Source organism: Paenibacillus dakarensis (assembly GCF_001373415.1).
GTDB classification, from domain to species: Bacteria; Bacillota; Bacilli; order Paenibacillales; family Paenibacillaceae; genus Paenibacillus_AQ; species Paenibacillus_AQ dakarensis.
This window is the reverse complement of the sequence record NZ_CDSE01000022.1, coordinates 70,160-96,851: the sequence shown is the minus strand read 5'-3', so window position 1 is coordinate 96,851 and position 26,692 is coordinate 70,160. Positions and strand designations below refer to the sequence as shown.

The following is a 26,692-nucleotide window of genomic DNA, read 5'->3' as shown; positions in this document are numbered from 1 at the left end:
CCCGCCATTATAAACTCCATAATATCTTCCCCAGAAGAAATGCCGCCGATTCCGATGATAGGTATTTCTACGGCCTGGGCTACTTGATGCACCATACGGAGAGCAATCGGTTTAATTGCAGGCCCTGACAAGCCGGCATAGCCGTGGCGGAATGCGCTTCTTCTCTTTCGTATATCAATTTTCATGGCTGAAATAGTATTGATTAATGAAACAGCGTCCGCTCCCTCTGACTCACACATATGTGCCATTTCGGCGAGTCTCTCTGCACCTGGAGACAATTTGATGATAAGCGGCATAGATACAACGTCCCGGACAGCACGTACCACTCTTCGGGCTTCTTCCGTTTGAATACCGAATGCCATACCGCCTTCTTTTACATTAGGACAGGAAATATTCAATTCAATCATATCAATGGCAGAGCGTCCTTGCGAACGCCGCTTGTCTTCGTCTGCCTGAATCTGCATTGCACCTGCAACATAATCTTCAATGCAGCCTCCGCCGAGGTTAGCAATCCGAACCGTGTCAAGTGTCTCCCAGAACGGACATTCATCTTCCAGAAACGATTGAATTCCCGGATTTTCCAAACCAATGCTATTCAGCATTCCTGAGGGAGTCTCCCACATCCGGTTACCTGCATTTCCCTCTTTCGGGAGCAGCGTCAACCCTTTACCGCATATTCCGCCTAAATTCTCAATATTATAAAGCTTCCCATATTCACGTCCGAAACCAAAAGTACCCGATGCCATAACAACCGGATTTTTAAAATGAACACCTGCAATTTTGCAGCTCATATCAATCATGGAATAAAACCTCCTCCACAGGAAATACAGGGCCGTCGGTGCATGCTTTTTTCCGGCTATTCTTACACTTTACACTGCAAACGAGACAAGCGCCGATTCCGCAAGCCATCTTGTTCTCTAAAGAGACATACACATGGTTAGCGCGTCCAATCTTCTCCTGCATTTGCTGTACAGCCTTCAGCATGCCGTGAGGACCACAGGCAATTACCGTATCGTATTTTTCAAAATCAACTTGCTCCAGTATGCTTCCACCCACCTGAACATACAGCTCTCTGCTTACCTGACGGTAATCTTCAACCAGATAAGGCTCTTTGCTAAAACCGAGATACAAATCTGCATGGGATAAGGTTTTTGCGAAGTAGTAAAAAGGCGCTATCCCAATTCCTCCACCTACTAATGCTACACTACCCGATACATCAGGAAACCCGTTTCCAAAGGGGCCTTCGATATGGATGTCATCACCCGGTTTTAGTTCAAGGAAACGTTTTGTTCCTTCACCGACAACCTGGTATAAAAAGCGAACACTGTTATCATCGGCATCATAAATGCTGATCGGACGTGATAGTAACGGATAATGGTTCCATGCTCTAAGCATATAGAACTGTCCCGGTCTTCCCCCAAGAGTGCTTTCCACTTCCAGCAGGCCGATTCCTTCTGTTATTTTTTTGTTCGATATCACGGTTGCCATCGTCTAGTCAGACCTCCTGCTTTTGTCTAATCCTATTAACTTTGCCCGTAAATTGATACAGCGTCTGTGATTCTATTCACATACCCACAAAATAGTAAAAAGGCCCGGTATAGCTCGCCGGACCTTCTCATTTCAATATTAGTTATTTACTTGTAGCCACGTTCATATTGCTTGATTACTTTCTGTTCGGCATCCAGTGCTTTTGAAGCATGAGCAGCCCAATACGGATCACGGAGCATCCCTCTTCCGACAGCAACAAGATCAGCTTTTCCGGACAGGATAACCTCTTGTGCCACTTCATAATCATCAAGCAAGCCCACAGCGATGACCGGTACCTTAAGCATTTGTTTAAAAGATTCGGCCAGATGAACCTGATAACCCGGCTGTGCCTTAGGGCCACCATCAGATCCAATCGGACCCTCACCGCCGGACGTTATATGAAAAATATCAACTCCGGCGTCTCTGTACCGCTCCCTAATCTTAGCACAGTATTCGACGTCATATCCGCCGTCTACATATTCCTGGGCTGACACACGCATGATAAGTGGCATGCCTTCCGGAAGCACTTCCTTAACGGCCTTTACTACTCTTTCACCAAACAGCGCCAAATCCTGGCCATATTCATCTTCTCGCTGGTTGGTCAGAGGCGAATGAAATTGATGAATCAGATACCCGTGCGCACCATGAATTTCAATGGTATCAAAACCGGCTTCAACCGCTCTGCGAGCGCTTTCTTTAAAGGCTAGTATTAATTCTTCTATTTCACTGCCAGAGAGTGTGCGCGGTATTTTATAATGCGAACTGAATGCAAGTGCCGAAGGAGCTACGGATGGATCGGCATCCTGAGCTTTCCGTCCTGCATGACCAAGCTGGATACCAATTTTGCTTCCATATGAATGTACTCCGTCAACAATCTTCCGAAAAGCCGGAATTTGCTCATCCTGCCATAGCCCTGTATCCTGATTGGTAATTCGTCCGTCTGGATGAATTCCTGTCATTTCAATAATAATAAGACCCGTACCTCCTACGGATCTGCTTACATAATGGACATAATGCCAATCATTCGGGATACCATCCTCTGCCTGAACGGAATATTGACACATTGGAGGCATCACGATTCTGTTCTTGAGTGTCATGTTCTTAAAATTATAAGGTGTAAATAAATCAGCCAAATGATCACATTCCTTCCCTACTCAAATGATTTTCCCATGGCCTATTATACACTTATCCTGCATAAAACGAAAAAATCTCCTCAAATAAACCTCCATGGATAAATCAGGATATAGATGGGTATACCAAATTAAAAGATAAGGAGTTGAAGAATGATGTTAAACCATGCCCGTTCATGGGCTTTGATACTTATCGCGCTGGTGCTCCCACAAACAGAACTCTTACCTGTGGTAAGTCCCGTCGTTCCACACACAAGCTCCTTCTCTCAAAATCAAAATCATTCGTCCAAGAGCTCTCAGCTTCAACAGACTGAGGATGAGAAAAGCAATCCTCCCGCAGCGCTTACTCTTAGTCAGCTGATCAAAAAATATCCGGAAACTTTTCGGGTCAGAGGACCTCGCCTTAAGCAGGTTGCGTTAACTTTTGACGATGTTCCTGACCCGCGTTTTACCCCACAGATACTCAACATACTCAAACAAAAAGGGGTAAAAGCGACCTTTTTCGCCGTAGGAAACAGAGCCAAAAAGCACCCCCACATTTTGGAGCGTATCAAACGTGAAGGGCACGCCGTCGGCAACCACTCATACAATCATGCGTTGTTCAACAAGCTGACTCTGAATGAATTTATAGATCAGATAGAGCGAACCAATCGAATAATTAAATCCATTACCGGGCTAAGGCCCCGACTCCTTCGTCCTCCTTACGGAGAAATCAATGAAGAACAGCTGCGCTGGGCAAGGAAAAATAATTATAAAATCGTAAACTGGAATGTAGATTCACTGGACTGGAAAGGACTTTCCAAAGAACAAGTGAAGAGAAATATATTATCAACTGTCGGCCCGGGTGCCATTATTCTTCAGCATGGCGGCGGCGGAGTGGGCACTGATCTGCAAGGTAGCATTAATGCGCTGCCTGAAATTATCTCTGAGCTTAGAGCTAAAGGATACACATTCGTAACGCTCCCGGATATGCTGGGTGTACCTGAAGGAATATAAAGACGGCGGTGTCAGCTTGAGAGCTAAACACCGCCGTCTTCTTTGATATTATTTAAGAACAAACAGCTTCACATTTTGGATACCAAATGTTCTTACCGATTTTTGCGAGCCTGGAATAAAGATGTCTATTTTATTCCCTTTAATGGCTCCTCCGATATCTCTTGCAACAGCTACGAAAGCTTTCTTAGGCAGTCCAGGGTGCGAATGACCCGTAACCAATACTTTGGTTCCCAGTGGAATGACTTTCGGGTCTACAGCGATGGTACCCAGCTTCAGCGGATTACCGTAATAGTCCACTGCGCCCCATTTCCCATTCTCACTCGCTGAAGCAGAATATGCCGATGCTTTCATGGATAAAGTCTTTTTATAATTAAAGGTTTTACCCCAAGCTTCCACTACTTTCTTATTGGAATAGACATTTAGACTTGGAACCATTCCTTTAGATGCTGATTTCACTGTCGTTGCACCCGGAATTTTAATTTTCAGACCCGGATATATATTTGTTGGTTTAATTTTAGAATTGGCTTTCATGAGCTTGTTCAAATTCACTTTGTACTTCTTAGAAAGACTATAAAACGTGTCTCCCTTTTTCGCGACATGTGTCGAGCTTGCCGCTTCTACTGGAGCTGCAGCTGCTCCACCGAATGTCAATCCGAATGCTAATGCAGCAGCAGTCAAGAGCTTCATAGATTTAAGCTTGCCATTCATTTTTGATTTCAAGTATTGTTTCATTTTTTTAAATCCCCCTCACTAACGGTTACGAATATATCACAATCTTGTAACCTTTTCTTTATGAAAATGATGGGATTAACATAAAAAAGCGGCCCTGGCAGGCCTTATTAGGCACCAGAGCCGCTGTTACGCGCACTTATTTTATCTCTAAAAAGATTACAAAACTTTACTTAAAAACTCTTGTGTCCGCGGATGCTGAGGGTTAGTAAAGATTTGTTCAGGCGTTCCATCCTCAACTACTTTCCCTCCGTCCACGAACAATATACGGTCGCCCACCTCGCGGGCAAAGCCCATTTCATGTGTGACAATAACCATGGTCATACCGTCAAGAGCCAGCCCCTTCATGACCTCCAGCACTTCTCCAACCATTTCCGGATCGAGTGCAGATGTCGGCTCATCAAACAGCATAACATGCGGCTGCATCGCAAGTGCCCTGGCAATAGCAATCCGCTGCTTCTGTCCTCCGGAGAGCTGGGATGGATAGGCATCCTTTTTATCCAGCAGCCCGACGGATTTTAACAGCTTCTCGGCGATTTGTACTGCTTCTTTCACGGATTTACCTTGAACCTGAATCGGTGCCAATGTGATGTTATCCATCACCGTTTTGTGAGGGAATAGATTGAACTGCTGAAACACCATGCCCATTTTTTCACGGGTAGCATTGATGTTATGATTCTTGGCTGTAATCGTCTCACCCTCAAATAAAATCTCACCGCTTGTCGGTTGTTCAAGCAGATTCAGACAACGAAGGAATGTACTTTTACCTGAACCGCTTGGTCCGATGACGACAACCACTTCGCCTTTCGCAATTTCCACGTCGATTCCTTTTAAAATTTCATTCTTGCCGAACGATTTATGAAGATCCTTAACGGTTATCACTTGCACTCAACTTCCTTTCAAAGACACCCAGCAATTTCGAAAGAACGAATGTCAGAATAAAGTAAATTACAGCAGCTACGAGAAGCGGATTTAATGCAGCATATGTGCTTCCTCGTAAAATTTGAGCCTGGTACATAATGTCCATAACCCCGATAAACGAAACGATTGAAGACTCTTTAATAATGACGATAAATTCATTACCGATGGCAGGCAGAACACCTTTAAGAGCCTGCGGTAAAATGATATGGCGCATCGCCTGTCTCTTGGTCATTCCCAGTGAACGCGCGGCTTCAAGCTGGCCGCGGTCAACACCCTGAATCCCTGCACGGAATATTTCAGCCAGGTAAGCAGCACTGTTTAAAGAGAGCGTCAGGATACCGGATTGAATCGGAGTAAATTTGATATCAAACGCTGCCAAGCTGTAATGAATGATGAACAATTGCACGAGCATTGGTGTGCCGCGCATAATTTCGATATACGCTGTAGCAATGAATTTCAAAATCGCATTTCCTGACATACGCATTAAAGCAATGAACAGACCCAGTATAAAACCGAACAAAACGCCAAGTGCAGAGATCAGCAAAGTATATTGTACGCCTTTAGCGTAATAATCCTTGTACTTCCAGAAATATTCAAACGTATTCAGATTGTCCTTCACCCGATCTGCAGCAAGATCTCCTGCTTCATCGACAAATTGCTGTATTTTATCATTCTCCTTGAGACGTTCAAGGGTAGCATTAATGCTGTTGAGAAGTTCTTCGTTTCCTTTTTTGACACCAACAGCATATTCATCGTTCTCGCTCTTAGGCTTGGCATCCGTGATAACCATCGACTCTTCATCAATATTAGCTTTTGCGATCGGATATTCGGCAATGACCACATCGACCCGTCCCGTGTCAAGCTGCATCAGTAAGTCGGGGATTTTGTCCAGGGAAACAACTTCTGCATCCGGTATACCCTGTGCGATTCTCTCTTGGATTGAAGACTTCTGGACACCGAACTTAGCACCTTTCAGCTGCTCCACTGTGTTATACTTGTCTTTGTCTTCTTTTCGAACCACAATAGCTTGTTCTGCCCTGTAATATGGAATAGAGAAATCGATGCTTTTTCTCCGTTCTTCCGTTGGATTCATTCCTGAAATAACAAAGTCAATCCGTCCGCTTGTTAATTCAGGAAGGAGCGCATCAAAGGAAGTATCCTTTATAATAAGTTCTGCTCCCATATCTTTAGCAATCTCTTTGGCAATCTCAATATCAAATCCAACAATCGTATCCACACCGTCAATGGTCTTATGGAATTCATACGGCGCATAATCGGCACTGGTGCCGAGGATGACCGTCTTCTTCTCTCCTTCTGCACCTGCAATACTGCCAAAAGACAACAGTATAACCATACAGAGAAGCATCCAAGTCGATATTTTTCTCTTCATAACCCTTGTTTCTCCCCTTATCTTCATTCCTCAAAATATAGTTTCGATTGAGTCATTATAAATCCTTTTGCATGAATATGCAACGGTTTTTCATTAATTTACCTGATCCCTGCCTTTACCTACCCACTTCAATTATTAATACAATGGTCAAATAATGATCACTTAACCATAAGACTTTGATGGTGATAACCATTTGATATTTTATACTTCTCTTATAACACACTTTCCATTTTATGTGATAAAAATAATGATTTATATATTTATATTTGCATTTCGCGATGACTAGCAATGACATTATAAGGAAGAAAAAATGTATTTTTATGTTATTATATACAATTTCCTATACATTTAACGTGTTGCTAATTGATTCGTACCCTGGTTGGTTGTTTATTAAATACCTACCAATACTTTACACAGGAGGTGCAGCCATGCTGTTAGAAGCACTCTACCACGTTCCACGTGACAAATGGGCTTATGCATATGATGCCCGCAATATACATCTTAGAATTCGTACAAAGCGAGACGATGTGGACACAGTCATAGCCATGACAGGCGATAAATATGACTGGGACAAGACATACTTTGAAATCACCATGGAAAAGGCAGCTTCCGATGAATTGTTCGATTATTGGGAGTGCAGCGTTAAGCCTAAATATAAACGACTGTCATACGGATTCCGCCTCCACTCCGGTGATGAGACTGTCTATATGACCGACAGCGGTATTAGCAGGGACTATCCTTATCCGCCTGGCGGATATTTTGAATTCCCTTATCTCAATAAAATCGATGTTCCCACCGTGCCGGACTGGGCAAAAGAAGCTGTATTTTATCAGATCATGCCTGAACGGTTTGCGAATGGTGATCCGTCTAACGATCCGGAGCATACAGAGCCGTGGGGTGGAACACCTGCCTATGATAATTTCTTCGGCGGAGACCTTCAAGGCGTTCTAGACCACCTGGATTATCTGCTTGATTTAGGAATCAACGCTATTTATTTTACCCCGCTCTTCGTATCTCCTTCCAATCATAAATACGATATCGTCGATTACAAACAGGTTGACCCTCATTTTGGAGATAATGAGCTCCTAAAAAAAGTGGTTGAAGCATGTCATGAAAAAGGAATCCGCGTCATGCTTGATGCCGTATTCAATCACTGCAGCGAGCAATTCCTGCCGTTTCAGGATGTGAAAAAGCATGGACACCAATCGAAATATGCGGATTGGTTTCATATAAATGAAAATCCATGGAATACTGAGGACGGAGTGCCACCCTACGCCACCTTCGGATTTTTTGCCAACATGCCGAAGTTAAACACATCCAATCGGGAAGTAAAACAATACTTACTGGATGTAGCAGAATACTGGATCAAAGAAATCAAACTGGATGGCTGGCGCTTGGATGTGGCTAACGAGATCGATCAGACCTTTTGGCGGGATTTCAGAAAGATTGTTAAAGACGCCAACCCCGATGCTTATATCGTCGGTGAGGTGTGGTCTGACTCGCTAACCTGGCTAATGGGTGACCAGTTTGATTCAGTCATGAACTACCCGTTTGCAGATAAAGTTCTGGATTTCTTCAATGGCGGCATGGATGGCCTTACCTTTGCCAATAATATCGATTCACTGCTAATGAGATATCCTCAGCAAATCAACGAGGTCATTTTTAATATGCTGTGCAGTCATGATACTCCTCGCCTCCTGTCCCGAGTAGGCGGGGATCGAAGAAGAATGAAATTACCGGTTGTGTTTTTATTCACATTTATAGGGACTCCTTGTATTTTTTATGGTGATGAAGTTGGACTTATGGGCGGAGGAGACCCCGATTGCCGTCAGTGTATGGAATGGAACCCGGTGAAACAAGACAAGGAATTATTCGACTTCTATAAGCTCATGATTGGTTTAAGAAAAAAACACAAAGCTCTACAAGTAGGCCGATTCCGATTCTTAAAAGCTGAAGCAAATGATCCATGCATTGTGTATGAACGGGTTGACGATAAGGTGCATTTCATCATCTGGATGAACAATACAGATAGCCCTCAGACCCTCTCTCACCCCATCGTTACAACGGATTGGCATGATGCTTTATCGAACGAAAAGGTTACGCCTCAAGACGGCGTGATGCATATAAAGCTCGATCCATATGGATACCGTATTATTTGCCGCAGCTTAGAGTCAGAAACGTAAGCAGCAATAATAATATTATTCAAAGAAAACAGCTGTCCAGTAGTAGATTTCACTACTTTTGGACAGCTGTTTTTTCTATATTTTACAATAAAATCTTATGGTAAATATTCATATACTCGCCTGCTGATACGTTCCAGCTGTAATCACCGGAAAACGCATTTTTTGTCACGCGGCACCAGTGTTCTGGTTCACTATAGAATGAAATGGCTCGTTTAATCGTGTTCATCATATCGTGCGCATTATAGTTGGTAAAGGTAAATCCGTTACCCTCTCCGGTAAACTCATTATACGCCTGTACTGTATCATTTAAACCGCCGGTTTCTCTTACAATCGGTATGCTTCCGTAACGAAGCGCAATCAACTGACTAATCCCGCACGGTTCAAACTTCGAAGGCATAAGGAACATATCGCTTGCAGCATATATACGGCGTGACAGCGGCTCACTAAACCAAATCTGAGCTGACATTTTATTCGGGTACCGATTCGCTGCCTCGCGGAACCAGTGCTCATACGCCGGATCCCCTGTGCCCAGCAGGACAAACTGTATATCTTGATAGTAAAGCAATTCGTCCAGCACACGAATGACCAGATCCAGACCTTTGGAATCAACGAGACGCGTCACCATCGACATCATCGGTATTTTTGCATCTACAGGTAAATTCAGCTCTTTCTGAAGCTCCATTTTATTCTGTGATTTTTTGCTCAAACTAGTCCGGTATTTTACAGCTAATGATGAATCAGTCGCCGGGTTATAACTCCTCGTATCAATTCCGTTTACAATCCCGCTCAAACGATCACCTAAGGAAGCTAACAAGCCGTCCAGACCGTATCCGTAATAAGAGGTTTGGATTTCACGTGCGTAAGTCGGACTGACGGTTGTCACATGATCGGCAAACACAATCCCTGCTTTAAGGAAATTCACGTTCCCGAAATATTCTACACCTTCCGGTGTGAAATATCGGCTGTGAATGCCCAGCAAATCAACAAGTACCTCATAAGGGAATACCCCTTGATACAACAGATTATGGATCGTAAACACCGTTCTGATATTTCGGTAGAATGGATCCTGACGATAATTCCCTTCAAGCAGCAGCGGAACCATACCTGTATGCCAATCATGACAGTGAATGACATCCGGCTGGAAATCGATTAAAGGTAAGATGTCCAGAACAGCTCGATTGAGGAATGAAAACCTTTCACCATCATCCATATACCCATAGGCACCATCTCTGCCGAAGTAATATTCGTTGTCGATAAAATAATGGGTCACCCCATTCTCAACAAGCTTCTCTACTCCGCAAAATTGCTGTCTCCAACCTACCTGTACTCTGGTCTCACCAATATGCTCCATCCGGCTTTTGAATTCTTCAGGTATATTTTTATATTTCGGCATTACAACTCGAATGTCTGCTCCTGATTGCTGCAACGCTTTGGGCAGTGCACCGATGACATCGGCCAACCCGCCGGTCTTCAAAAAAGGAACGCATTCTGCTGCAGCGTATAATAACTTCATTTCTTTTTTCTCTCCCCTGTTCTCTTTTTAGGCTTAGCCGCCGCTTTCGGTTCTTTACTCTTACGACTCGTACCGGAAGCTTTAATCGAATCCGAATGAATTGGTGTCACCTGAGTCGATTTACGTGACCGAGGCGGCTTTTTCTTTAAAACAATCATGCTTAATGGCGGCAAGATAACTTCGAGGCTCTGCTGCTGGTCATGCCACGTTTTCTTTTCTGTTCTCAGAATTCCATCATTCGTTCTGCCTTCCCCGCCAAATTCCTGCCGGTCCGAATTAAATATTTCCTCGTACTGTCCAGGCTTAGGCATTCCAATGCGGTAATTTACATGATGGTGCGGCTGGAAGTTAATAACGATAATCAAGGTATCTCCCGGTTTCTTGCCTTTACGCATATAAGAAACAACACTTTGAGTCGTATCATGGGCACTTAACCACTGGAATCCATCCATGCTATGGTCTTCTTCCCATAGAGCCTTTTGTTCTACATACAATCGATTTAACGCCGCTGTATAAGCAAGTGCTTTACGATGTGATTCATAATCCAGCAGCAGCCAATCTAATTGCTCTTGGTCCTTCCACTCGATGAATTGCCCAAATTCCCCTCCCATGAACAAGAGTTTCTTTCCGGGTTGAGTCATTTGATAACCGAGTAATATTCTTAAGCCAGCGAACTTTTGTTCATAACTTCCCGGCATTTTACTCAGCAATGACTTTTTCCCGTGAACGACCTCATCATGTGATAGAGGCAGTGTGAAATTTTCCGAATAAGCATAACAGATCGGAAACGTAAGTAAGTTATGTTTGGAAGGACGACCCTCAAAATCTTCTTCTATGTAAGAAAGCGTGTCATTCATCCAGCCCATATTCCATTTGTAGTTAAAGCCAAGTCCTCCCTCATGTACAGGAAAGGTTACTCCAGGCCAAGCACTTGACTCTTCCGCCATCATTAACGCATTTGGATAGTATCCAAAAATCGCTGTATTAAGCTCCTGCAGAAAAGATATCGCCTCAAGGTTTTCAAGTCCGCCATGCTCATTACGGGTGAATTGGGATTCATGCTTTTCAAAATCAAGACGAATCATGCTCGTAACTGCATCCACACGCAGACCATCAATGTGGAAGGTTTCCATCCAGAAAATAGCGTTAGAGATGAGGAATGAACGAACCTCAGGTTTGGAATAATCAAAAGAAAGTGTTCCCCAGCCCGGCTTTTCAGCTTTTTGGACATCCTCATACTCATACAGCGGTGCACCGTCAAATTGTCTGAGACCATGGGCATCCTTCGCAAAATGAGCCGGCACCCAGTCCAGGATCACACCTATGCCAGACTGGTGAAGCTGGTCTACTAAATACATGAAATCATGAGGAGAACCGTAACGGCTGGTTAACGCAAAAAAACCAGTTCCTTGATAACCCCAGGATAAATCATACGGGTGTTCGGCGAGCGGCATAAATTCCACATGCGTATAGCTCATTTCCAATAAGTACGGAATCAGTAAATCAGCCATTTCCCTGTATGTGTAAAATGTCCCGTCTTCCTTTTGGCGCCAAGTACCAAAATGCATTTCATAAATATTTACCGGCTTCTTATAAGGTGTCTTCACTTTACGATTCCATGCACCGTCATTCCAGCGGTAGCCAGACAGATCGGCTATTACTGATGCGGTTGCAGGTCTAACCTCGGCTTGAAAAGCATAAGGATCTGCTTTAAGGAATTTTTCGTGATAAGGTCCCGTGATGTGATATTTGTATAAAGTTCCTACTTTCATATCCGGAAAAAAACGACTCCAAATGCCCGAATCGGGTATCTTATGTAATGAATCATCATCATTCGACCCATCCCAACCGTTCCAGTCACCTGCCAGGCCTACATGCTGCGCATGAGGTGCCCAGACGGTGAAACGCACGCCTTTCTTGCCATTCTCAATCGAAGGATGGGCTCCCATCCAGCGATAGCTGTGGTAGGACTTACCTTCATGAAACAGATACACATCTTCAGTAGTAATATTACCTTCCAGAATCTCTCTTTTTAACATATCTTATCACCTGCTTTAAATATACATTATTCTAATCATTACCCCATTGTAGCCATTTTGAAAATAAAAATGATCATGAAAATCATAATTATAATTTCCAAATTTATATTTCAATATAATCGTTTCAGATTCTGTATATGAGGTTTATGTATTAGTTACAGATGAAAAATACTCGGGAGGGAAACCTGATGAAGAAAAAAGAATGCATTGCTATGCTTTTGGCAGGAGGAGAAGGAAAACGATTGGCTCCTCTAACGTCAAAGATAGCTAAACCGGCTGTCCCATTCGGCGGTCACTATCGTATTATAGATTTTCCTCTCAGCAATTGTGTAAATTCAGGAATCGATACGGTTGGAGTCCTTACGCAATATGAAGCTGAGTCACTACATGATCATATAGGCGAAGGAGAACCATGGGGACTAACTAACTCTAACAATAATGGTATCGCCTTACTCCCCTCTTACAATACAGAAATGAAACAGTATCTTGGCACCGCAGACGCCATTTACAAAAATATGGATTACATTGATGAGCAAGACCCAGAGCATGTACTGGTTTTGTCGGGTGACCATATTTATCATATGAATTACAGAAAGATGCTTGATGCTCATATCGAACAAGGGGCTTCAGCAACAATATCTGTTATGGAAGTTCCATGGGAAGAAGCGAGTCGTTTTGGTGTCATGAGCGTGAATGACGACCTTAAAATCACTGAATTTGCCGAAAAGCCCAAGAAGCCTGAAAGCAATTTGGCATCGATGGGCATTTACTTATTCCGTTGGAATTATCTGAAGCAGCACTTGGTAATGGATGCTGCTGATGAAAATTCCAGTCATGATTTCGGTCATGATATTATTCCTAAGATGCTGGAAGGAAATGATCCTTTGTATGCATACCGGTTCCAGGGATACTGGCGGGATGTAGGTACAGTAGAAAGTCTATGGGAAGCACATATGGATGTCTTGAATCAAACGGAACTTGTTCTTGAAAAAGAAGAATGGCCAATGTTTTCACGTCCATGGCGTACAAAACTAACAACAAGTCGCACCCACCATACCGATCACATGGATTGCCTCATTCATGATACATGTTCTTTCGATGGTAAAGCGAAGAAATCCGTTGTCTTTTGCGGAGCTGAGGTCGGAAAGCACTCCGTTATTAAAGACAGCGTTGTTATGCCAAATGTTAAAATAGGCAGAAGCGTTCATATTGAGCATGCAATCATTGGTGAAGGTGCTGTTATTAAAGACGGTGCGGTAGTCAAAGGCTCACCTGACCAGATTGTTGTGGTCGGACCTAATGAAACGGTTATGCCAAAACCAAGCCTGCGTACCCACCCTTCCCGACTGCTGCAGGATGTTTATGAAAAAGGCCGTCTACGTGCCAATGTATCTTCATCATAAACCAAAATTCTGTACTAAAAGAGCGATCCGTTCTTAACGGACCGCTCTTTATTTATTATTACCTTGTCATGATAAGCCGCTGAATCGTTTCTCGTATAAATGAACAAAGCGCTTACCCATGCTCTGCTTAGCGATAAATTCAAATCCTTGCCTTTTATAAAACTGATTTAATCCCTCCAGGTGGGAAACACAGTCTAATCGAAGCCCGATCTTTTCTTTATTCCCCGCACGTTCTTCTGCGAAACGTATCATCTTCTGCCCCAGCTGTAAGCCGCGGAAGCCTGGAAGAACAGCTAGCCGGTGCAAATACAGAAACCGTTGATCATTCCTTTCTCCCCAATAAGCAGGATCACTGTCTTGAAGAGTAAATAAACCAGCCGGTTTATGGTCAAACTTCAGAAGAAATACTTCTCTTTCCGTTACGTATTCCTCCATCAATTCGAGTGAAAACAGTGAAGGCGTCCACTGGTTTAAACCATCCCTAACCATGAGCTCAGCTGTTTCACGCAAAATATACAGCATATCATTCTTATCTTCTTGCCCAGCTAAGCAGAGGCTAAAGAACCCCTGCCCTGTTTCAAACTGTTCCACGATTTCACAGCCCATGAACTTTCCCAACCTCTCAACAAACAGTTAACCTAACAAATTCATCCTTGTATTCCATGTTCGGGGGAGATAGAAGATACTCCTCCTTCACTATCAGAACCGCCTGCCACGGGTATCTTGCCTTCAGGCAGCGGTAGCTTAACTTTAACCGTTGTACCCTGACCTAATTCACTGGTCATCTCTAATGCGCCGTGATGGAGCTCCACGAGCTGCTGAGTGATCGCAAGACCGAGCCCCGTTCCTCCATTCACATGATTCACTTGGAAGAAACGGTCCTTCACCCGTTGAATATGCTCCTCACTGATTCCGATCCCGAAATCGCGAACCGACACCGTAACGAACTTTTCATCCTGCTCCATAGATAGCAGGATCTTTCCATTCTCATGCGAGAATTTGATCGCATTATCTACCAGGTTAAGAAATACCTGCTTTAGTCGATTGGCGTCTGCGTAGATAACAGGCTTGATTTCAGATTCCAACTTGATCTCGATACCTTTCTTCTCCGCCTTTGCCCAGAGATTCAGCATAATCTCCTGAAGCAGCTCCCGCAGGCCGACAATACCCATAACCATTTTCATTTCATTCTGCTGCAGCTTCGAGAAATCCAGTATTTCTTCGACCAAACCAATGAGACGGTCAGTCTCCTTCGTGATAATCTGCATACCGATCCTGGTCTCATCCGGATCATATCCTCCGGAATTCAATGTTTCACTCCAACCTTTAATACTGGTTAACGGAGTTCTAAGCTCATGAGAAATGGAGGAAATAAAATCATCCTTAACCTGATTGCTGCGCACAATCTCTTGAGCCATATAATTTAATGTGGAAGCAAGTTCGCCCAGCTCATATTTGTAATCTCCCTTAATACGGACATTAAACCTTCCTTTGGCCATCTGGGCAGATACTGCACGTATATTATTCAATGGCTTAACGATAGAGTTGGCCAGTCCGATGCTGAAAGCGAGCACCGTAGCCAGGACTGAAACTCCGATCAGCAAAGCCCACATCGTTAGATGAAGAAGCTTATTATTAATTTTATCGAGAGATGTTACATATCTAAGGATATATTCATTCTCTCCCCCGTTCTGAAGGGCGTAGGAAACAGCCATAACCATTTGTCCAGTCCCCTGCTGCTTGCCCACCCAGCGGCTTATATCTCCTGCTAAAGCTTGAGTTACATCGCTGGTCTTGATGGTCAAATCTGAACCAAAATCACTTGTGGTCATCAGCACCTTGCCGGAGGTATTCAGCAGCTGAAGCTCTGTAAGATCCAGTTCAAAATAAGAAATAATCTCATTTAATTTGGCTGTATCATCCTCATTCAACCGGAACTTTTGATAATATTCATCGGCAAAATCAATATGACGGGCGATATGGCTGTGTACACTATCGTAATAATAGGTTCGAATCGCAAGTAAAAATATAACCTCCACCAGTAAAAGTGCCATAAACACTACGAGAAAGTAATGAAGCACAATTTGCCGGCGAATTCCTTTTTTGATCATTGGCCCTGACCCTTCCATTTATAGCCGTGACCCCATACCGTTTGGAGAAATTCCGGCTCGGAAGGATTGTTCTCGATTTTCTGGCGAAGACGGCGGATATTCACATCAACAATTTTGGGATCACCCATATATTCCTTGCCCCACACGTGATCCAGCAGAACATCACGACTGAGAGGCGTATTTTCTTTTTCCAGGAAAAATTGTACCAATGAAAACTCTGTTGGAGTCAGTTCGATTGATTTACCGTTTTTCTTAAACAGCTTCGATATCAAATCAAGCGTGAATGGACCCGACTGGAAGGATACCTTCGCTACACCTGCCCGCTGCACGTTTACCCGGCGTAACAAGGACTGAATTCTCGCAATCAGTTCAGTTGGACTAAATGGTTTGCTTACATGGTCATCCGCGCCAACAGATAGTGCGTATACCTTATCCTGCTCCTGGACTTTAGCAGTCAAGAAGATAATCCCTATTCGCTCGTTGAACTCTCTTACGCGGCGGCACACTTCAAAGCCATCTATACCCGGAACCATAACATCCAACAGCGCAATATCAATATCGGGAACAGACTGCAGCAGGTTCAGTGCTTCATGCCCATCTTCCGCTTCCAGCACTTCAAACCCGTTACGCTTCAAATTAATTACGATAAAACCGCGGATGGATTCTTCATCTTCTAATATCAGTACTTTACTCAATGTCTATTTCCCCTTTCTTTCAATGGGAGCTACATCACTATTGCTCTTCTTATCATTACTAGGCTTAAGCTCCCCTTTATACCCGATCACCTGGTCCTTTTTACGGACCAGAACCTTCCAATCATTCTTGGCGTTTTCCCATTCACGCAGCGAGAAGAATTTTACTTCAGCTACTGTTTCCCCCGTATCCGTCAGAATAAAATTCAAATACCGGTCTTTATCTGAATCCGGATGGACCGTTAGCTTATTGTGCCACTCAGATCGGAAGGTAAGAAAGAACTGGTTCTCCGAATCCTGATACCTTTGGATAACGAACTTCAATCCATCCTTGATATTCGCCAAATGGGTCTTACCATCCCATTGATAATAGGCATAAAAATACGGGATATCCTCAATGATACCACCGTTCCAGCCAATCGGCTCTTCAAGCAGTCCAATCTCAAGGATGCCGTCTCCGTCTATATCTTCACTTTCAATCGGCAGCTCTTTGAAAGCAGCATCTTCTTTTAATACATCAACCAATGCTCCGTCTTCCATCACGATCAGCTTGGACGTAGAAGAATTGGATATAATGGACGTATCTAATATGATCCCTTCTTTGTCCTTTGCCACTTTTCCTGAGACGATATTGTAATATTTCTCAACATTTTTCCCAAGATCCAGTTTGGCCAGTTCTTTAAAATCGTGGGTATCTTTATCAAACTGGTAGGTTGTAATGAAGGACAGCTCATATTGCTGTAATGATACCACGGTAAGTTCCTTCACCTTGTCTCCATTCAAATCCGTCACGTCAAAATGAGTGTAAGGCAGCTGCAGCACTTTCTCTAAAGCATCATCCGCGTAGCTGTAAACGACAAGGCCATTTTGCACATTCTCTTCGCCCCTTGAAAATCCGGCAACGATATCAATATTTCCGTCGTTTGTAATATCGATCAGTTCAAAGGTTTCAAGAATAGTCCCCTCACCCTCAAAATCCAATCTTTTCACCCAGGAGCTCCCCTGCTGCTGCAGAATCATGCCGTGGATTTGAACCTCTTCATTCGGTGTAATATAGAAGACCACAGCTTCCATCGTACCGTCGTTATTCAAATCCTCCACCCGAATCGAGCTTGTTAGAGAATTACTCTTTGGCCGAATAATATCACTGTTCTCCGGCATTTGAGATTTAATCGCTCCCATAAGCGTTTGTTTGTCAGCCGGCAGATCCGGGGTAGACATAAGTGATACAGGATCGTCGATAAAACTGCAGCCGCCAAGCAGTAGCATTAGCATGCCTGATACGGCCGCTTTCATCATTTTAGTTTTCAAAAGCATCAACTCTTTCTATTTCCATAGCCAAACATGTATTTGGCCTAGCTATATTCGATTCTTCTCTCCATACGTTAAACGCCGCCCGGTCACATCGACAGCAATCTGTCCGCCGGAAAGTCCTATGATGCGGGAGCAGTACCTCTCAGCATGCTCAAGCGGAATAACCGTAATTACGGTAAGATCGTCTTCCTCACACAGCTTTTTAAGTGTTGACAGCACATGTTCAGCGGATTTCGGGTCAAGGCCCATCACCGGCTCGTCCGCTAAAATAACCTTTGCTCCATGTACCAGTGCACGGGCGATCGCCACGCGCTGACGTTCACCGCCGCTAAGAGCGCTGGCTTTATTATGAGCTTTGTCCAGCAGGCCAAGATGCTCAATGGTATCCATAGCCCCCATGTAGTCATCCGAACGCACCATTCCAGTAACCATTCGCCACCATGGAGTCTGGCTGGATTGACCAATTAGAACATTTTTGAGAGCGGTTCTGTTGATATTAAGCGATGGATTCTGCTCCAGGTATGCCCATTCCCTTTTAATCTTCCTCTTGCCGCCGCTTTTAAGTACATCTTCGCCATCAATAATTAAACGCCCGGAATCCCATTTTTCCCGAAGCGCCAAGCAGCTGAGCAGCAGACTTTTCCCGCTACCACTAGCTCCTATAAGTCCGATCATCTCCCCTTTTTCCATTTGAAAGCTTATGTCATTCAGCACCGGGTTCTTCTCGGTGTTTATCGTTTTTTTCAGTCGTTCCACTTTTATCATGTTCTCGTCTCTCCCGTCGAGTAACTTATTCTTTACTCTAGTTTAGAAGAAAGCGAAAGCAATTGCCATGAGAACAAATGTTCCCGTTATGGTTGCTCCTATTTTTTGAAAAATAACCCTGAACAAGCAAAAAGAATATATACCGAACCAAGCAGTATAAACATCCCCGATGTCCAGCCTATTTCAATGATGGTGCCTCCTATATTGGGGCCAACGATGCTCCCCGCATTAAAATGAAAGGAGGCGACGACATTTGCTGCCGGCAGCAAAGTTCTTGGAAGAATATCAGCCGCGTAAGCAAGGCCAAGTGAAAAGAATGAACCAACCAGACCTCCGGCAAGGGTCAGAAGAATCAGGACAGAAACGTAGCTTGTCCCTGCGAACGGGATGAGTATAAAGCACAAGCCTCCAACAATACCGGCTGCGGTCAAAACCTGTTTTCGCCCGAAACGGTCACTCCAAATACCCAGTGGAAGTTGCAGTATGAGTCCTCCAATACCGACAAAAGGCAGCAAAGAAGATATTTGTTCAATAGAAAATCCGCTGCGAAGCCCGTACACAGGGAAGTTGCTGTTTATGCCGGCTTCCATGTAACCATAGAGAAACGCAGGAATAAGCGCATACCAGGCCAACTGATAGCTCTTTCTGAATCTACCCTTCTCGAATGTTTCATTGGAAGCATGCCGTTCGGGTTTTATATCCGGCAGCTTAAAGAGAACCATCAGCAGGACAAACAGAAATATGATAGCCAGTATTATAAATGGTACAGCTTCGCCATAATCCAGAAGAAATATACCGAGTGGACCCAGACTGAATCCAAGTCCATAAGACATACCGTAAAACGATATACTGCGGCCCCTATTTGCAGAAGAAGACATCAAGAGCACCCAAAGCTGTGCCGCATAATGAAGAGCACTGTCCCCTACACCAACGAGAATCCGAAGCACAAACCATAGTGCAACGCTTGGGAACAGGGGAAAGGCAATTAACGAGAGCATAACAAGAACCAGGCCGGCAATTATCAATTTCTTAAATCCGACGATTCCAAGCACTCTTTCTGCAACGAGTGTCATGGCAAAAGACCCGACATACAGCGCCGCTGCATTCAGTCCGTTCATAGAGGATGAAACACCCATTCGTTCTAAAAAGATGGCAAGTACGGGAAGCAGCAGGCCTTGGCTTAAGCCTGCACCCACGACTACCGCAATTAATATGAAATAATGCATTCTCCCTTGACGGGCTTGTGCTGTGACTGACACGTTGGCATGATCCTCCTCATCATTTCAAACATAATAAATTTTCCAAATGAACATTATAGTGGACAAGCCTGTTCCATACAAGCCATAATAAAAATAATGTCATTATTCTGGAGGGAACTGGTTTCATGAAGTATAAAGTAAGCATCGACGTTTCAGTAGTATTTGAGCTGCTTGGCAGTTTTATGATCTATGTTACGCGAAAATGGACCGATAATCTTGATATTGGCTCACAACTTATTATGGATGTGGATGCCCGTCTTCCCCATGCGGCCCGTACTGAACTAGGTAAAGCTTACGACTTGCCTTTTTTGGATTATGATGTTCTTTATGCTCTGGCCATTCTTAGAGAAGGAGATCCAGATATTCCTTCCTTTATAGATTGGGTCGAGAATTCCAAGCCTGATTACCTCTGTTCCCTTGCCATTCCCTACATGCCGGCCATTACAGAAGAATACATGACGCGTATTCAAAAGGAATATCCGCCACTGCTCCGTTTGTGGTACGAGCACTATTTTGCTGGTGTAGAATCTGAATTAAAGCCGCTAATTTATGAGGATGCCCAGGAGAAGCTTCTGCTTCTTGATAAAATGGAGCCCGAGGGACTGATTGAATATGCCACAGGCGGTGTAATTTTAGATGATATACCTGTTGATTCTGTGCTGCTATTTCCAGGTGTACATTTCCGCCCCATTAACACGTATTGTTTTTATGAAAATGTACTGCTTATACAATATCCTGTTGATGTACCGGAAGAAAATGAGGACGATCCTCCCGTCGTGCTGCTGCGTATGACCGAAGCCCTTGCAGACCCCGATCGACTGAGATTGCTCCGGTTTCTGGCAGGTGAGCCAAAAACGGTGAACGAGATTACAACCAAGCTGAATAAGCCTTATGATGAGATTATGCATCACCTGCTTATACTTAGAGCTGCCGGCCTTCTTCGTTCGCATGTTAACGCTGGTGACCAGACAGAAGCATTCAGCTTTCGTCCGGATGGAGCTGCGGAATTGCAGATGTTTTTTGAATCATACATTGGGATATCTTAAACGAGAACAAACACAATATATAGATGTAATTGGATAAAGGAGTGCGAAAGATGAACAAAGATTCACAACACATCATTTTTGACATGGATGACACTTTAATTCACTGTAACAAGTACTTTGATATCATTCTCGAAGAATTTTTTGATTTAATGAAGAAATGGTTTCAGACTTATGGAGTAACGGTAGAACAGGTTCGTAATAAACAGATGGAGATTGATGTTGCTGGCGTAGACAAGCTTGGATTTGCCAGTGCAAACTTTCCTCAATCACTGATTGATACGTATCGTTTTTTCTGTAAGGAGCACCGCAAAACACCTGTCCTTCACGAGGAAGAGCAGCTCTTCAAGCTGGGACTCAGCGTTTACGATCATGAAGTTGAACCCTACCCTGGTATGGTTGAAACGCTGGACACCTTACAAAGTGAGGGTCATCAGCTGCATTTATACACTGGAGGAGAAAACCGAATCCAAAAGCGGAAGATTGAACAGATGAAGCTTGCTGATTTCTTTGAAGACCGGATTTATATCCGCCAGCATAAAAATCTGAAAGCACTTGAAGAAATACTGACTTTTGGACAATTCAACCGCTCTCTTACGTGGATGATTGGCAATTCATTGCGAACAGATGTCGTCCCTGCCCTTACTGCTGGAATTAACAGCATTTATATTAAACAGCAGAGGGAATGGCACTACAATCTTGTTGAACTCAAACAAGAACCGCACAATGTATTATATACCGTATCGGCATTAACTGAAGTTCCTGAAATCATTTTAGGAAGTGCAAATGCAAGAGCTACTTCATAGAGCAAATAATGGCTGTCCTATTCCTCGCTAAAGGAAGGGACAGCCTTTTTATTGTGCAGATCAAAGAAAAAAAAGCAGGCCCATCATAAAAGCATGGCCTGCTCGGATATATCTGTACCAATACGTTAAATAGCTGATCCCGTACTTTCGCGTTCAACCGTTAACTGTCCGCTGCCGGCTTGATTTAATACAATCCTTGCTTTAAAGGAATTGCCGTTCTTCTCTTTAAACGTAAGCAGCTGTGTACGACCGCCTGTAAGCAGGGATTTCAGCATAGCCTGTGAAATATTCTTGCCGGCGAATTCTTTCCATATTACAAACTTACAGCCTGTTTTAAAATGAGTACAGCCGTAGCCCTTGCGCCCTTCAATGATCTGTCCTCCACAGCCGGGAACCGGGCATTCCCCAAGCGGAACCCGAGCCCCGGAGCCTTGGCTATCGGCGGCAGATGATGTTGCTAAGGATTTCCCGCTGCTTTTAGTCGTGGATCGAGCGGAGGATTTACTGTCACCCGTTGAGCCGCGCTTCCGTGCAGAACCCCGTCCGCCTTTACCTTTCGTATCCTCTTCATTTCCGAACATGGAAGGCGGTGCCGGTCTCTGCGTCGATACCTTGTCAATAATGGAGATCGTAAACCTCTGCACATTCTTCATAAATACGTCTGCAGAAGCTTCCCCTTTCGATATTTGATGCAGCCGTCTTTCCCACTGGCCTGTCATTTCAGGAGAGGCCAATAGCTCTACACCAGCATGTCGAATGAGCTCGATGGCTGTCCGTCCTTTTTGTGTCACGGTAATCCTTTTGCCCTGCATCGTAATGTAACCCACATTTTTGAGCCTCTCAATGGTTGCCGCTCTCGTCGCAGGGGTTCCCAGGCCGCTGTCTTTCATGACATCACGCAGCTCTTCGTTCTCAATCGACTTGCCAGCGCTCTCCATCGCTTTCAGCAGTGTACCCTCCGTGTAACTCTTTGGCGGTTGGGTTGCCTTTTCCTTGACCTCAGTCTTGGTACAAAGCACCGGCTTGTCCGGCTGAATGTCGAAAGAGCGATCATTCCACTCCTGGGACTCCTCTTCCTCTTCTGCTTTTCCTTTTTTTCCGGAAGATTTGGATGTCTTCCGTTCCTTATCCTGCTGAATCAATACCTTCCAGCCAAGCGACAAGAGCTCCTTGATATTCGTCTTGAATGTCTCGCCTTCCACCTCTGTAAGCACCGTATGCTGTTTATACATGGCAGGCGGATAAAAGTGAGACAAGAATCGAATGATGATCAGATCGTAGATATTCTGCTCTTCCTTGCTAAGGGTTCCTGGGCGCTTCAAGGTTGGCAAGATGGCATGGTGGTCCTCTACCCGTTCCGGATTACAAACTGACTTGTTATTCTTATGTACCCGATCCAGCTCAGCACCTTCTGCCATCGTCTTATAGGGCGTCGATTTCAGCATATGGAGCGCTTTGTGCATACCCTCGATATTTTGCTCATTTACATAATTGGAGTTAGTACGCGGGTATGAAATGATCTTGTGACGCTCATACAGCCCTTGGGCTATGTCCAGCGTTTTCTTGGCCGAATATCCGTATTTCGCATTCGCTTCACGTTGGAGGAGTGTCAGGTCGTACAGCTTGAATGGATAATCCTTTGTCTCTTTAACCTCATATTTTGAAATTGAGCCTTCCTTGCCGTTTACCTTGGCTGCAATTTCATCAGATTTCTCCAGGGAGGTTAATCGATCACCCTGCCATGTTCCCGCATATTCAAGAGAATCCTGCCGGAATGTGGCTTTAACATCATAGAAGGTCTGCGATTCAAACGCCTCGATCTCCTTCTGACGGTCATAGATCAGTGCGAGTACCGGAGTCTGAACCCTGCCAACCGACAGCAACGTCTGATGTCTTGTCGTAAATGCCCGTGAAGCATTCATTCCGATCAGCCAATCTGCTTCACTTCGCGCACGGGCCGCTAAGGTTAAGGATTCAAATTCCGAGCCATCTTTCAGTGTAGCAAATCCATTAGCGATGCTTTCTGGAGTCAAATCCGAAATCCACAACCGCTTCACCGGCTGTTGTAATTTCAGCTGCTGCTGAATTAAGGCAAAAATATACTGCCCTTCCCGTCCGGCATCGCAAGCATTGACAATTTGATCACAGCGCTTTGCCAGGTCTCCAATGACTTTCAATTGATCTTTTGTTTTCGGATTGGGAACAATCCGGAATTGTTCCGGGATAATCGGTAAATCTCTGATGTTCCAGCGCTTATATTTGGGATCATAAGCGTCTGGCTCTGCCAGTCCGACCAGATGACCGATCGCCCACGTGATAATATAATGCTCTCCTTCGATGTAGGACCGATTATTCTTGGCCCGAGGTTCGATCACCGCGGCGATGTTTCGCCCCATGTCCGGTTTTTCGGCAATGACCAGCGTCTTCACGTAACCTCTCCTTCCCTTATTCTATCTCAGCACAGCCGCAGCTTCCCCAAGACAGACTCCAAAAAAGGACTTCGCCAAAGCGAAGTCCCTATAAACAATGATATTTAATTATACCATAGGATGAGTCCGGTTTAAACCAAAACGGTGCTTCCCATCAAGTACTTATCTACTTCACGGGCAGCTTCCCGTCCTTCATTAATAGCCCATACGACCAAGCTTTGGCCCCGGCGCATGTCGCCCGCAGCGAATACTTTATCTACATTTGTCGTGTATTTGCCGTAAGGAGCCTTCACGTTCGACCGGCGGTCATTTTCAAGCCCAAGCTGCTCCAAAAGTGTCTGCTCCGGCCCGTCGAATCCAATCGCAATCAGTGCCATCTGGGCAGGAAATACGCTCTCTGTTCCCGGGATAGGCCGATATACTTTACGCCCTGTTTCATCCACGATTCTCTCAATTTGAATCGTATGCAGCTCCTTCAGGTTTCCAGCCTCATCACCAACAAATTTAGTAGTCATGATGGAGAATTCCCGCGGGTCCTGTCCGAACAATGCTTTTGCTTCCTCATGTGCATAATCCAGCGTATATACATTTGGAAACTGCGGCCACGGATTGGCAATCGGGTCACGTTCAAGCGGAGCTTGCTTATGAGTACCAAATTGTGTGATACTGCTGCATCCATGCCGGAGCGCAGTGGCAACGCAGTCAGAACCGGTATCCCCGCCCCCGATGACGATAACATCCTTACCTGCTGCAGACAGATAGTTCCCATCCTGCAGGCCTGAATCGAGATAACTCTTAATCGTACCATTCAGATATTCCATCGCATAATGAACACCGTTCAAGTCGCTGCCCTCGATGTTAAATTCACGGGGTTTCGTTGATCCGCCGCACAGCACAACAGCGTCATACTCATCGACAAGCTGCTTCGCTGGTATATCCTTTCCAATCTCGGTGTTGACTACAAACTTGATACCTTCGGCTTCCATCAGCTCTACCCGGCGCTGAACAACAGCCTTATCCAGCTTCATTGAAGGTATGCCATACGTTAGGAGGCCACCCACCCGGTCAGCACGCTCGTACACGGTAACAGAGTGTCCTGCCTTGTTCAGCTGCGCAGCAGCTGCCAGACCAGCCGGGCCTGATCCGACAATCGCCACCTTGCGACCTGTACGTTTCTCAGGCGGTTCAGGTACAACCCAGCCCTCTTCAAAGCCTTTTTCAATAATTGCCTGCTCGATACTCTTGATCGTAACCGGCTGCCCGATCAATCCTACCGTACAGGAGCCCTCACAAGGTGCCGGGCATACGCGTCCGGTAAACTCCGGAAAGTTATTCGTTTTATGCAAACGCTCAAGTGCTTCTTTCCATAACCCTCGAAAAACAAGGTTATTCCACTCTGGAATCAAGTTGTGTATCGGGCAACCAGAAGTGCCCCCTGACATCTCGATCCCGGTATGACAATACGGTGTTCCACAATCCATACAGCGGGCTCCCTGAGTCTGAAGCTCCTCCTCCGCTAAATGCTTATGAAACTCTTCCCAGTCTTTAATCCGTTCAGCAGGATCACGATCTGCCGGAAGTTTTCGCTCATATTCCATAAATCCAGTCGGTGTCGACATACTACTAATCCCCCATCCGTTCTCTTCGTGCTGATCTACATGTATGATTGTACTTTTCATCATATCATAAATTATAAATTCTCCATCATCATAAGAGGGCTTGAAAGGCCTTTCACCTGATTTATATTTTCTATCCAGGTGCAGAAAAACTTTTATCGCCTTTGGTGTCTGGTCATTCAGCGATTTATTTCTGCTGTAATGTAAGGACATCGTAGCATTTGTTATTTCCCTTATGAAATGGATTATGTGCACAATCATTTGTATTATCATACAAAGAAATACGAAACAATAGTGGGAATTAATGTAATAGCATAATGTTACTTTTTGCGTTCATATGTAACAAAACGATAGGAGTACGGATTCTTTTCATCCGTTATTCCCGGCACTTCCTTTACAACCGTCCAATCGTTCCAATCCACTTCCGGAAAATAGGTGTCTCCTTCAAAATCGGAGTCGATAAAAGTGATGATAAGCTTGTCTGCATAAGGAAGCATCTGCTCATAAATTTGTGCTCCGCCAATGACCATCAGTTCGCTGTCCTGCCCCAGCTTAATTCCATCTTTAATATCATGGATAACAGTGCCTTCTTCAGGTGAGAGAGAGAAGCTCTCATCCCTTGTAAGCACAACATTAGTACGCTTGGGCAGCGGCTTGCTTCCAAAGGATTCCCATGTCTTCCTGCCCATCAATATCGTTTTGTTAAGCGTCATCTCTCTAAAAAAAGCCATATCACGCGGGAGATGCCACGGCATCGTGCCGTTTCGTCCAATCACCTGATCTCTTCCCATCGCCCAGATCATCGATATACTCACGCTTCCGTCCC

The 26,692-nt window shown here is 44.5% G+C and carries 22 protein-coding genes; 5 read left to right on the top strand and 17 right to left on the bottom strand.

Features of this window, described 5'->3' with window-relative positions:
• From BN1234_RS06495 to BN1234_RS06485, 3 genes are all read right to left on the bottom strand, one after another.
• On the bottom strand, positions 1–800 hold an 800-nt coding region (locus BN1234_RS06495; RefSeq protein ID WP_054955845.1), incomplete at its 3' end, for a dihydroorotate dehydrogenase.
• On the bottom strand, positions 793–1,488 hold the full coding sequence (locus BN1234_RS06490; protein ID WP_054955844.1) for a dihydroorotate dehydrogenase electron transfer subunit: 696 nt from the start codon (positions 1,486–1,488) through the stop codon (positions 793–795). The genes BN1234_RS06495 and BN1234_RS06490, both read right to left, overlap by 8 nt.
• A 146-nt stretch (positions 1,489–1,634) precedes the next feature.
• On the bottom strand, positions 1,635–2,660 hold the full coding sequence (locus BN1234_RS06485) for an NADH:flavin oxidoreductase/NADH oxidase (RefSeq protein WP_054955843.1): 1,026 nt from the start codon (positions 2,658–2,660) through the stop codon (positions 1,635–1,637).
• Between the two features lie 150 nt (positions 2,661–2,810).
• Here BN1234_RS06485 and BN1234_RS06480 point away from each other — a divergent pair, with 150 nt between their 5' ends.
• A complete protein-coding gene (locus BN1234_RS06480) occupies positions 2,811–3,653 on the top strand; it encodes a polysaccharide deacetylase family protein (protein ID WP_054955842.1) in 843 nt (280 codons plus the stop codon).
• A gap of 48 nt (positions 3,654–3,701) precedes the next feature.
• Here BN1234_RS06480 and BN1234_RS06475 read toward each other — a convergent pair whose 3' ends face one another.
• The 3 genes from BN1234_RS06475 to BN1234_RS06465 all read right to left on the bottom strand — a co-directional run bounded on the left by BN1234_RS06475 (position 3,702) and on the right by BN1234_RS06465 (position 6,693).
• On the bottom strand, positions 3,702–4,385 hold the full coding sequence (locus tag BN1234_RS06475) for a 3D domain-containing protein (protein ID WP_156337160.1): 684 nt from the start codon (positions 4,383–4,385) through the stop codon (positions 3,702–3,704).
• Positions 4,386–4,541: 156 nt separating this feature from the next.
• Entirely contained in the window at positions 4,542–5,264 is a 723-nt protein-coding gene (locus BN1234_RS06470; protein WP_054955841.1) for an amino acid ABC transporter ATP-binding protein, read from the bottom strand.
• Positions 5,251–6,693, bottom strand: coding sequence for an ABC transporter substrate-binding protein/permease (locus BN1234_RS06465; RefSeq protein WP_054955840.1), 1,443 nt, complete (start codon positions 6,691–6,693; stop codon positions 5,251–5,253). Before BN1234_RS06465 ends, BN1234_RS06470 begins: the two co-directional genes overlap by 14 nt.
• A 428-nt stretch (positions 6,694–7,121) precedes the next feature.
• Between BN1234_RS06465 and BN1234_RS06460 the strand changes: the two genes are divergently transcribed.
• Positions 7,122–8,876 (top strand): alpha-glycosidase, encoded by a 1,755-nt coding sequence (locus tag BN1234_RS06460; RefSeq protein WP_054955839.1) that lies wholly within the window; start codon positions 7,122–7,124, stop codon positions 8,874–8,876.
• Between the two features lie 82 nt (positions 8,877–8,958).
• Here the strand turns inward: BN1234_RS06460 and glgA are convergent, their stop codons facing one another.
• Positions 8,959–10,389, bottom strand: a complete 1,431-nt coding sequence (gene glgA / locus BN1234_RS06455) for a glycogen synthase GlgA (RefSeq protein ID WP_054955838.1) — start codon at positions 10,387–10,389, stop codon at positions 8,959–8,961.
• Positions 10,386–12,428 (bottom strand): 1,4-alpha-glucan branching protein GlgB, encoded by a 2,043-nt coding sequence (glgB, locus tag BN1234_RS06450; protein ID WP_054955837.1) that lies wholly within the window; start codon positions 12,426–12,428, stop codon positions 10,386–10,388. The genes glgA and glgB overlap by 4 nt, the downstream gene beginning before the upstream one ends.
• Positions 12,429–12,616: 188 nt before the next feature.
• On the opposite strand from glgB, the gene BN1234_RS06445 reads away from it, so the two are divergent.
• On the top strand, positions 12,617–13,831 hold the full coding sequence (locus tag BN1234_RS06445; RefSeq protein WP_054955836.1) for a glucose-1-phosphate adenylyltransferase: 1,215 nt from the start codon (positions 12,617–12,619) through the stop codon (positions 13,829–13,831).
• 66 nt (positions 13,832–13,897) lie between these two features.
• Here BN1234_RS06445 and BN1234_RS06440 read toward each other — a convergent pair whose 3' ends face one another.
• The 6 genes from BN1234_RS06440 to BN1234_RS06415 all read right to left on the bottom strand — a co-directional run bounded on the left by BN1234_RS06440 (position 13,898) and on the right by BN1234_RS06415 (position 19,972).
• The gene (locus BN1234_RS06440; RefSeq protein ID WP_245640110.1) at positions 13,898–14,422 is read right to left on the bottom strand and encodes a GNAT family N-acetyltransferase; all 525 of its coding nucleotides are present in this window, start codon (positions 14,420–14,422) and stop codon (positions 13,898–13,900) included.
• 56 nt (positions 14,423–14,478) lie between these two features.
• Positions 14,479–15,942, bottom strand: a complete 1,464-nt coding sequence (locus tag BN1234_RS06435) for a sensor histidine kinase (RefSeq protein WP_054955834.1) — start codon at positions 15,940–15,942, stop codon at positions 14,479–14,481.
• Entirely contained in the window at positions 15,939–16,637 is a 699-nt protein-coding gene (locus tag BN1234_RS06430; protein ID WP_054955833.1) for a response regulator transcription factor, read from the bottom strand. The genes BN1234_RS06435 and BN1234_RS06430 overlap by 4 nt, the downstream gene beginning before the upstream one ends.
• A 3-nt stretch (positions 16,638–16,640) precedes the next feature.
• A complete protein-coding gene (locus BN1234_RS06425; RefSeq protein WP_054955832.1) occupies positions 16,641–17,945 on the bottom strand; it encodes a hypothetical protein in 1,305 nt (434 codons plus the stop codon).
• A 48-nt stretch (positions 17,946–17,993) separates the two neighbouring features.
• Positions 17,994–18,713 (bottom strand): phosphonate ABC transporter ATP-binding protein, encoded by a 720-nt coding sequence (locus BN1234_RS06420; protein ID WP_054955831.1) that lies wholly within the window; start codon positions 18,711–18,713, stop codon positions 17,994–17,996.
• A gap of 98 nt (positions 18,714–18,811) precedes the next feature.
• Positions 18,812–19,972, bottom strand: coding sequence for an MFS transporter (locus BN1234_RS06415; RefSeq protein WP_370733790.1), 1,161 nt, complete (start codon positions 19,970–19,972; stop codon positions 18,812–18,814).
• A gap of 125 nt (positions 19,973–20,097) precedes the next feature.
• On the opposite strand from BN1234_RS06415, the gene BN1234_RS06410 reads away from it, so the two are divergent.
• Together BN1234_RS06410 and BN1234_RS06405 are read left to right on the top strand one after the other, a co-directional pair.
• A complete protein-coding gene (locus BN1234_RS06410) occupies positions 20,098–21,018 on the top strand; it encodes an ArsR/SmtB family transcription factor (RefSeq protein ID WP_054955830.1) in 921 nt (306 codons plus the stop codon).
• Between the two features lie 50 nt (positions 21,019–21,068).
• Complete coding sequence (locus BN1234_RS06405) at positions 21,069–21,821, top strand: HAD family hydrolase (protein ID WP_054955829.1); 753 nt, start codon at positions 21,069–21,071, stop codon at positions 21,819–21,821.
• A gap of 125 nt (positions 21,822–21,946) precedes the next feature.
• On the opposite strand, the gene BN1234_RS06400 is transcribed toward BN1234_RS06405, so the two are convergent.
• The 3 genes from BN1234_RS06400 to BN1234_RS06390 form a co-directional block, all read right to left on the bottom strand.
• Positions 21,947–24,250: a type IA DNA topoisomerase gene (locus BN1234_RS06400; protein ID WP_054955828.1), complete on the bottom strand. Its 2,304-nt coding sequence runs from the start codon at positions 24,248–24,250 to the stop codon at positions 21,947–21,949.
• A 131-nt stretch (positions 24,251–24,381) separates the two neighbouring features.
• On the bottom strand, positions 24,382–25,869 hold the full coding sequence (locus BN1234_RS06395) for a glutamate synthase subunit beta (protein WP_054955851.1): 1,488 nt from the start codon (positions 25,867–25,869) through the stop codon (positions 24,382–24,384).
• Positions 25,870–26,186: 317 nt separating this feature from the next.
• Positions 26,187–26,681, bottom strand: a complete 495-nt coding sequence (locus tag BN1234_RS06390) for a dihydrofolate reductase (RefSeq protein WP_245640109.1) — start codon at positions 26,679–26,681, stop codon at positions 26,187–26,189.
• Positions 26,682–26,692 lie beyond the last annotated feature (11 nt).